The 7,781-nt window shown below is 71.2% G+C and carries 9 protein-coding genes; 6 read left to right on the top strand and 3 right to left on the bottom strand.

Features of this window, described 5'->3' with window-relative positions; genetic code table 11:
- Positions 1 to 15 precede the first annotated feature (15 nt).
- The 3 genes from GWI24_RS36350 (at position 16) to GWI24_RS36340 (ending at position 2,435) form a co-directional block, all read left to right on the top strand.
- Complete coding sequence (locus tag GWI24_RS36350) at positions 16 to 873, top strand: 3-hydroxybutyryl-CoA dehydrogenase (protein ID WP_210950305.1); 858 nt, start codon at positions 16 to 18, stop codon at positions 871 to 873.
- A 102-nt stretch (positions 874 to 975) separates the two neighbouring features.
- On the top strand, positions 976 to 1,527 hold the full coding sequence (locus tag GWI24_RS36345) for a cysteine hydrolase family protein (protein WP_210950303.1): 552 nt from the start codon (positions 976 to 978) through the stop codon (positions 1,525 to 1,527).
- Positions 1,524 to 2,435, top strand: a complete 912-nt coding sequence (locus GWI24_RS36340; RefSeq protein ID WP_210950302.1) for a GlxA family transcriptional regulator — start codon at positions 1,524 to 1,526, stop codon at positions 2,433 to 2,435. The genes GWI24_RS36345 and GWI24_RS36340 overlap by 4 nt, the downstream gene beginning before the upstream one ends.
- 102 nt (positions 2,436 to 2,537) lie before the next feature.
- Here GWI24_RS36340 and GWI24_RS36335 read toward each other — a convergent pair whose 3' ends face one another.
- On the bottom strand, positions 2,538 to 3,161 hold the full coding sequence (locus tag GWI24_RS36335; RefSeq protein ID WP_210950301.1) for a TetR/AcrR family transcriptional regulator: 624 nt from the start codon (positions 3,159 to 3,161) through the stop codon (positions 2,538 to 2,540).
- Positions 3,162 to 3,222: 61 nt separating this feature from the next.
- Here GWI24_RS36335 and GWI24_RS36330 point away from each other — a divergent pair, with 61 nt between their 5' ends.
- Both GWI24_RS36330 and GWI24_RS36325 read left to right on the top strand, forming a co-directional pair.
- Positions 3,223 to 4,746, top strand: coding sequence for an FAD-dependent monooxygenase (locus GWI24_RS36330; RefSeq protein ID WP_210950300.1), 1,524 nt, complete (start codon positions 3,223 to 3,225; stop codon positions 4,744 to 4,746).
- A 50-nt stretch (positions 4,747 to 4,796) separates the two neighbouring features.
- The gene (locus GWI24_RS36325; RefSeq protein WP_210950299.1) at positions 4,797 to 4,937 is read left to right on the top strand and encodes a hypothetical protein; all 141 of its coding nucleotides are present in this window, start codon (positions 4,797 to 4,799) and stop codon (positions 4,935 to 4,937) included.
- A 31-nt stretch (positions 4,938 to 4,968) separates the two neighbouring features.
- Here the strand turns inward: GWI24_RS36325 and GWI24_RS36320 are convergent, their stop codons facing one another.
- Complete coding sequence (locus GWI24_RS36320) at positions 4,969 to 5,712, bottom strand: SDR family oxidoreductase (protein WP_210950298.1); 744 nt, start codon at positions 5,710 to 5,712, stop codon at positions 4,969 to 4,971.
- 99 nt (positions 5,713 to 5,811) lie between these two features.
- Between GWI24_RS36320 and GWI24_RS36315 the strand changes: the two genes are divergently transcribed.
- Positions 5,812 to 6,714, top strand: coding sequence for a LysR family transcriptional regulator (locus GWI24_RS36315; protein WP_210950297.1), 903 nt, complete (start codon positions 5,812 to 5,814; stop codon positions 6,712 to 6,714).
- 276 nt (positions 6,715 to 6,990) lie between these two features.
- Here GWI24_RS36315 and GWI24_RS36310 read toward each other — a convergent pair whose 3' ends face one another.
- Complete coding sequence (locus GWI24_RS36310) at positions 6,991 to 7,779, bottom strand: MgtC/SapB family protein (protein ID WP_374103381.1); 789 nt, start codon at positions 7,777 to 7,779, stop codon at positions 6,991 to 6,993.
- Positions 7,780 to 7,781: the final 2 nt, after the last annotated feature.

The following is a 7,781-nucleotide window of genomic DNA, read 5'->3' as shown; positions in this document are numbered from 1 at the left end:
AGCGAAAGGCACGATGTGACCGACATCGAACGCGTCGGAGTGGTGGGCTGTGGCCAGATGGGTGCGGGCATCGCGGAGGTGTGCGCCCGATCCGGCCTGGACGTCATGGTCGCGGAGACCACGGGCGAGGCCCTGGAGATAGGGCGTACCCGGCTGACCAACTCCCTCGGGAAGGCCGCGGAGCGCGGCAAGATCACCGAGGAGCAGCGCGACGCGACGCTGGACCGGCTGAGCTTCACCACCGATCTGGGGGAATTCGCCGACCGTGATCTGGTGATCGAGGCGGTCGTCGAGAACGAGCAGGTCAAGACGGAGATCTTCCAGGTCCTCGACCAGGTGGTGACCCGCCCGGACGCGATCCTCGCCTCCAACACCTCCTCCATCCCGCTGGTCAAGCTGGCCGTCGCCACCTCCCGCCCGGACCAGGTGATCGGCATCCACTTCTTCAACCCGGCGCCGGTGCAGGCGCTGGTGGAGCTGATCCCGGCGCTCACCACCGGTGACGAGACCATCAAGCGCTCCGAGGCGCTGGTCGGCGACATCCTGGGCAAGCACGCCATCCGCGCCCAGGACCGCGCGGGGTTCGTGGTCAACGCGCTGCTCATCCCTTATCTGCTGTCCGCCATCCGGATGTTCGAGTCCGGGATCGCCAGCCGCGAGGACATCGACAACGGCATGGAGCTGGGCTGCGCCCATCCGATGGGCCCGCTGAAGCTGTCCGATCTGATCGGCCTGGACACCATCGCGGCGATCGCCGACTCGATGTACGAGGAGTACAAGGAGCCGCTGTACGCCGCTCCCCCGCTGCTGCTGCGGATGGTGGACGCGGGCCGGATGGGCCGCAAGACGGGCTCGGGCTTCTACTCGTACTGAGCCGGACTCGCGCCAGGTGACGCCGATGCTGACCGGATCGTTCCGCCACCGGCCCCGATCGTGCCTCGCCGAGGGCGTTCGTCCCTGGCCAGACTGGGGACCATGAAGCGAGCGCTGATCGTCATCGATGTCCAGGAATCCTTCCGCGCCCTCCCGTCCTGGGAGCGGATCGCCAACCCGAAGATCGCCGATCCGGTGAACCGGCTGGTCCGCCTCGCCCGTGCCGAGGGGGACCAGGTGATCTGGGTGCTGCACACCGAACCCGGCAGCGGGGGCGCGTTCGACCCGGAGCAGGGGCGGATCCGGCTGCTGGAGGAGCTGGAGCGGCCGGCTCCGGGTGAGCCGGTCCTCCACAAGACCGCCCACAACGCCTTCACCACCACGCGGCTCCAGCAGCTGCTGACCGAGGCGGGCGTGCGCGAGCTGGTGGTCTGCGGGATCCGCACCGAGCAGTGCGTGGAGACCACCGCCCGGGTCGGCAGCGATCTGGGGTACGAGGTCGTGTTCGTCACCGACGCCACCACGACCCACCCGATCGGCGCGTTGAGCGCCGAGGCGATCGTGGAGCGCACGGAGGCGGTGCTGCGCGACCGGTTCGCCCGGATCGCCACGGTGGCCGAGCTGGAGGCGGAGTCGGGAGCCTCGACGGTATGAGCCGGGTGGTGTTCGTGCTGGTGCCCGGGGTCCATCTGCTCGACCTGGCCGGACCGGCGCAGGTCTTCGGCACGGCGGCGGATCTCGGGCTGCCCTACGAGCTCGGCTATGTGGCCGAGCGGGAGCTGGTACCGAGCGCCCAGGGTCTGACGCTGAACGCGCGGACCGAGTGGCCCACGACGGGCCCGGACGACCTGGTCGTGGTGCCGGGCTGGCGGATCTCACCACCGTACGACGGCCGGGCTCCCGGCCCGGAGTCGCTGGAGCGGCTGTGCGCCCACCACGCGGCCGGGGGCACCGTGGCCAGCGTATGCGCCGGGGCGCTGGCGCTGGGCCGGGCGGGGCTGCTGGACGGCCGCCGGTGCACCACCCACCATGAGCTGCAGGACGAACTGACGGCCCGGCACCCCCGGGCGACGGTGGTACGGGATGTGCTGTTCACCACCGACGACCGGGTCGTGACCTCGGCGGGCATCGCCAGCGGTATCGATCTGGCGCTGCATCTGCTGGCCGTGCGGCACGGACCGGCGCTCGCCGCCCAGGTGGCCCGGAACATGGTCGTCTACGCCCGCCGCAACGGCGATGAACCGCAGACCAGCGCCATGCTGCGGCACCGCTCCCATCTGGACGACGTGGTCCACCGGGTCCAGGACGTCATCGACACGCGGTTCACCGAACCGCTGTCGCTGGCGCGGCTGGCCGTCGGGGCCGGGGTCAGCGAACGCACCCTCACCCGGCTGTTCACCCGCGCCACCGGCGGGCTCACCCCGCTGCGCTATCAGCAGACGCTGCGGCTGGAGCGCGCGGAGCATCTGATCGGCCAGGGCTCGACGGTGGCGGCCGCGGCGCGGGACGTGGGGTTCGACGACGCGCGGATGCTGCGCCGCCTCCGGGCGCGGGCGCTCTGAGCCAAGGGCGCGCCGCGCCCCTCCCGGAGGGCGCCTTGGCGGAGTGCCAGACCCTGAGGGCGAACCGCGCCTCGGCGACGCCCGTATCGGCGGGCCGCGCGATTACCGTGCGCCGACGTCGCCGATCCCGTTGACCAGCAGGTCGAAGGCGTGGTCGATGACGCCGGGCTGGTCCGCGGCCACCTCGGCGGCCGCATGGCCGGCGACCAGCCGCCCGATCGGCGTGGTCACCGCTGTGGACACTGTGGTCAGCAGGAGGCCGCCGATCAGGGTGGCGCCGGCGGGGTCGCCGGTCTCCTCGGCGACGAGGGTGGCCACCGTCGCGGCGAGTTCGTCCCGCTGTTCCCGGGCGCGGGAGCACAGCGCGGGGCTGTCCGCGACCACCCGCCCGAACACCGCCATCTGGGGCAGCGCTCCGGACAGCGGATGCTTCTCGACGAGCAGCCGGTGCATCAGCGCCCGCACCGCCTCGGCCACCGGCTGACCCTGCGGACGCCCGCGGATCGCGCCGACGAGCAGTTCCTCCGCCTCGGCCTGGAGGTCCAGGAACATGTCCTCCTTGCGCGGGAAGTAGTTGAACACGGTCACCTTGGAAAACCCGGCGACCTCCGCGACCTCCGCCACCGTGACATTGTCGAATCCGCGTTCGATGAACAGGGCCGTGGCGACGTCGGAGATTCGCCGCCTGGCTTCCCGCTTCTTGCGCTCACGCAACCCTGATGGCATGCCCGAACCATACCAGACTCAAATTTTGACTCGACTCAATACTTAGCTCAGTATGGTCATCATGAACACTGACGTAGTGGTGGCCGGCGGTGGTCCGGTCGGCTTACTGCTGGCAGCGGAGCTGCGGCTGGCCGGCGTGTCCGTGACCCTGCTGGAGCGGCTGACCGAGCCGAGCCAGGCGATCAAGGCGGGCGGGATCAACGGTCGCAGCACCCAGCTGCTCGCCCGGCGCGGGCTACGCGCCCGGCTGGAGGCGGAATCGGCACAGCACGGCGACGGTTTCGCCGCATTCGCCGGCGGCCGGAGCGCCGAACCCGCCGCGGCCGGCGGGGACACCGGGGCCCGCCCGCCGAGCCGCTTCAACGGGCACTTCGCCGGGCTCTTCCTGCACCCCGGGCCGGAACTCGACGTGCCGGCCGGCACGGTCATGCCGCAGCAGACCCTGGAGCGTCTCCTCGGCGCGTGGGTGGCGGAACTCGGCGTACAGGTGCTGCGCGGCCACGCGATCATGGGCTTCACCCAGGACGCGGAGGGAGTCACCGTTCGGGCCGCGACCGGCGACGGAGAGGAGGTCCGCGTCCGCGGCGGCTACCTGGTCGGCTGCGACGGCGGCCGGAGCACGGTCCGCAAGCTGGCCGGATTCGACTTCCCCGGCACCGAACCGCTGACCACCGGGTACCAGGCCATCGTCACCCTGGACGCCCCCGAGCGGCTGCCCCTCGGCTGGAACCTCACCGGCACCGGCCTGTGCGCACACGGGCCGAGGGCCGGCCGGCTGCTGACCGTGGCATTCGACGGCCCACCCGCCAACCGGGACGCGGAGATCACCGTGGCCGAGTTGCAGGACAACCTGCGCCACGTCAGCGGCAGGGACGTGGGCATCACCGCGATCCAGGCCGCGACGCGGTTCACCGACAACACCCGTCAGGCCGCCACCTACCGAAAGGGCCGGGTACTGCTGGCCGGCGATGCGGCCCATGTGCATCCCCCGTTCGGCGGCCAGGGGCTGAACCTGGGGCTGCAGGACGCCGCCAACCTGGGGTGGAAGCTGGCCGCCACGGTCCAGGGCTGGGCGCCGGACGGACTGCTGGACACCTATACCACCGAGCGGCATCCGGTAGCCGCGCGCGTGCTGGCGAACACTCGCGCGCAGATAGCGATCATGCGGCCCGACGCGCACAGCCGTGCGATGCGCGAGCTGTTCGGCGAGCTGATCCCGGCCACGGGAATGACCGAGCGGCTGGTGAGCATGGTGCAGGGCCTGGACATCCGTTACGAGATGGGCGCGGGGGCGCATCCCTTGACCGGCGGGCACGTACCGGACGCGCTCGAACTCGAGGACGCCATGCGCCTGCCCCGGCCGGTGCTGTTCGGTGCGGTCGGCTCGGCCACGTTGCGCGCCGCCGTGGACGGCTGGACCGACCGCGTCGACGTACGCCCCCCGCACCGCTCGGCCGGGCCGGCCGCGCTGCTGGTGCGCCCGGATGGTTACGTCGCCTGGGCCGCCGACCGCGATCCGGACACCTCCGACGTCGACGCGCTGCGCCGCGCGCTCCGCCGGTGGTGTGGTGACCCACTGCGGTAGCACGCGGCGTGGTCGACCGGCACGCCGAACGCGGCGGGCAGAGCAAGGCGATGACCCTGCAACCCCGCACCGCCGAGATGCTCGATCCGCGCCGCCCGGGCGTCCTGGCCGCCGAACGCAAGGAACGCGCCCGCATCCGCAGCAAGAAGAGCATCCGCTGGGGTGGACGCCCCCTCGCCACCAGGGCCTGAACGACCCGGCGGACCTATGCGGTCAGAGCACCTAGAGTTGCGAAGCCCCTCCGTCGACAGAGAATTCGGTTCCCGTCGAGTAGGTCGCACCGAACGCCAAGTACGCCACCGCGGCGGCCACTTCCTCGGACCTCCCCAGCCGCTGCATCGGGTTGGTGCTCCGGTAGGTGTCCTTCATCGTCTCGACGACGTCGGCGGGCAAGGAGCGGTCCAGGATGCCCGAGTCGATCGGGCCGGGGCTCACGGCATTGACGCGCACCTTGCGCGGCAGCAGTTCGCGGGCCAGGGTGCGCGTCATCGACCGCAGGGCTGCCTTGCTCGCCGAGTAGACACTGAGCGCGTCAAGGCCCAGGACGTTCACCACCGACGTGGTGAGGACCACTCCGCTTCCCTCGCGCAACAGCGGCGCCAACGCCTGCACCGTGAAGTACGGGCCCTTGGCGTTGATGCCGAACAGCGCGTCGTACATCTCCTCCGTCGTCGAGTCGAACGGCGCGGACGCGGTGACGCCGGCGTTGACGAACAGCGCGTCCACCGCGCCGAACCGCTCCTGGACCGTGCCGGCCAGCGCCTTGATGTCCTTCAGGGACGCGGCGTCGCTGCGGACGGCGACCGCCTTGTCCCCCAACTGCTCCAGCGCGGCGTCCAGGGTGGGTCGGGTGCGGCCGGTGATCAGTACGTGCGCCCCACCGTCCGCGAACAACCGGGCCGTAGTCAGGCCAATTCCGCTGCTTCCGCCCGTGATCACGATCTTCTTGCCGTCATAAGTGGTCATGCCCGCAAGCCAAATATCCACCCGCACCCCCTGTCCAAGACCTGTTCCGTATGCCGCCATGCCCCAGGCGCATGACGACGCGCGACGTACCCTGGGCGAATGGACGTCGATCTGCGGCTCGTGCGCTATTTCACGGTCGTGGCGGAGTACGGCAACTTCGGCCGGGCCGCCACCAGACTGCACCTGGCGCAGCCGTCGCTGAGCCGCCAGATCCAGCGACTGGAGGCTCAGCTCGGTGTCCGGCTTCTCGACCGCTCGCCGCAGGGCAGCAGCCTCACCGACGCCGGTCGGGCATTCCTTCCCAGGGCCCGGATACTGCTCCAAGAGGCCGAGCAAGCCGCTCGCACGGCCAGAGCCGCCGTCCAGCCCCGTGCCGTCACCATCGGCTGCGCCGAAGGACTGGTCATCACCGCCTGTGTGCAGGAACTGCGCCGCCGGCACCCCGACGGCCAGATCCGCACCCGGCACCTCGACTGGCGGGACACCCGCGCCCTCGCCGAGGGGCGGGTCGACGCCCTCGTCGCGTACGGGCCCCTGCCCTTCCCCACGGACGGCTTCCGGGTGACCAAGCTCCATGAGGAGTCGCGGGTACTCGTCACGTCGGCGAGCCATCATCTGGCGAACGAGAAAACCGTCAGCCTGCGGGCTCTGTCGGACGAGGAACTGGTGGCCTGCGTCAGCACTCCGGTTGTCTGGAGCACGCCCAAGCCGGTCGGCGACCGCCCGGCACCACCCCCGCCCGCGATCGACGACAGCTACGAGGACAAGCTGGAACTCATCGCCACCGGCCACTGTGTCGCGATCTTCCCTGCCGGCGATCGACGCGCTGCTGTGCGCGAGGACATCGCCGTGGTGCCCGTCATCGACATCGATCCCTGCGAGGTCGTGCTCATCACGCGCGCTGACGACCCCAACCCGCTGCTCGGATCGCTGGAAGGCGTCGCACGTACATTGCTCGGCACAGCCTCCCGACGGGAGAACAACAAACTGCCGGTCAACTGACCCCATTGCCTCTGCGAGGTGTTCCATATGGCTGTCGCCGCCGACGGACATCTGCCGGTTGCCGTCGGCACAGATCATGGTGAGCGTGCCACCGCCCGGCGCGCTCGGTGACGTGTCGGGTGATGTACCGGTCGGCCGTCGTGCACCGGCACCCGGTTCCCGCCGGCGGACACGGACAGGCCCGGCCACCGCGGCACCTCCGTCGATGGACGAGCGGGCCGGACCGCCGGCCGGCCGCTCCACGCGCGGCGTGCGGGGCCGGCTCCGCACGGGAGCTCATTCGTCCGAGTCCAGGTCCCGCCCCGCGTCGGCGCCGAGGACGCCGTCCAGCTCGGTGATCGCCCCGACCAGCCGGAGGACGTCCCCGGTGCCCTCGAGGGCGAGCTGCACCTCGGCGACGCCGGTATCGGAGGGCCGGGCCTCCTCCTCGGCCCGGACGACCCGGGCGGTGCGGTTACGGCCCTTCCACGGCGCCCGGTCCACCCGGACCCGCAGCACCTTGTACCCAGCGCCCGTGCACAGCTCCAGCACGCGCGGCAGCAGCCCGGCGCCCACCCGGTAGGAAAGCTGCAGCTCCACCCGTTCGGCCGACCAGAGGGCCGGCAGCCGCCGGGTGAGCAGCGGATAGCCCCGGATCACCAGGAAGTGCACCGCGGTGGCCGCGGTGGCCAGCAGGGCCAGACCGCCGCCACAGGCCATGCCCACCGCACAGGTGAGCCAGATGGTCGCCGCGGTGGTCAGCCCGTGGACGGCATCGCGCCGGACGAAGATCAGGCCGCCGCCGATGAAGCCGATACCGGAGACGATCTGCGCCGCCACTCGTGAGGGGTCGAGGCCGACGTGGTCGCGCAACAGCACATCGGCGAAGCCGTACTGGGAGACCTGCATGAACAGCGCGCTGCCCACGCCCACCAGGGTGTGGGTGCGCAGCCCGGCGCTCTTCTGCTGTACCGCCCTCTCGAGCCCGATCAGGGTGGACAGCACCAGCGCGACGCCGAGCTCGGCGAACTGCCGCACTCCCTGGTCGACACCGAATTCCCACATCGGAGCGGCGATCAGTCGCACAT

It is taken from the genome of Streptomyces sp. MK37H (assembly GCF_018035285.1).
Lineage (GTDB): Bacteria > Actinomycetota > Actinomycetes > Streptomycetales > Streptomycetaceae > Streptomyces > Streptomyces endocoffeicus.
The sequence above is the reverse complement of the archived record's forward strand: the minus strand, read 5'-3'. Positions and strand labels throughout refer to the sequence as shown.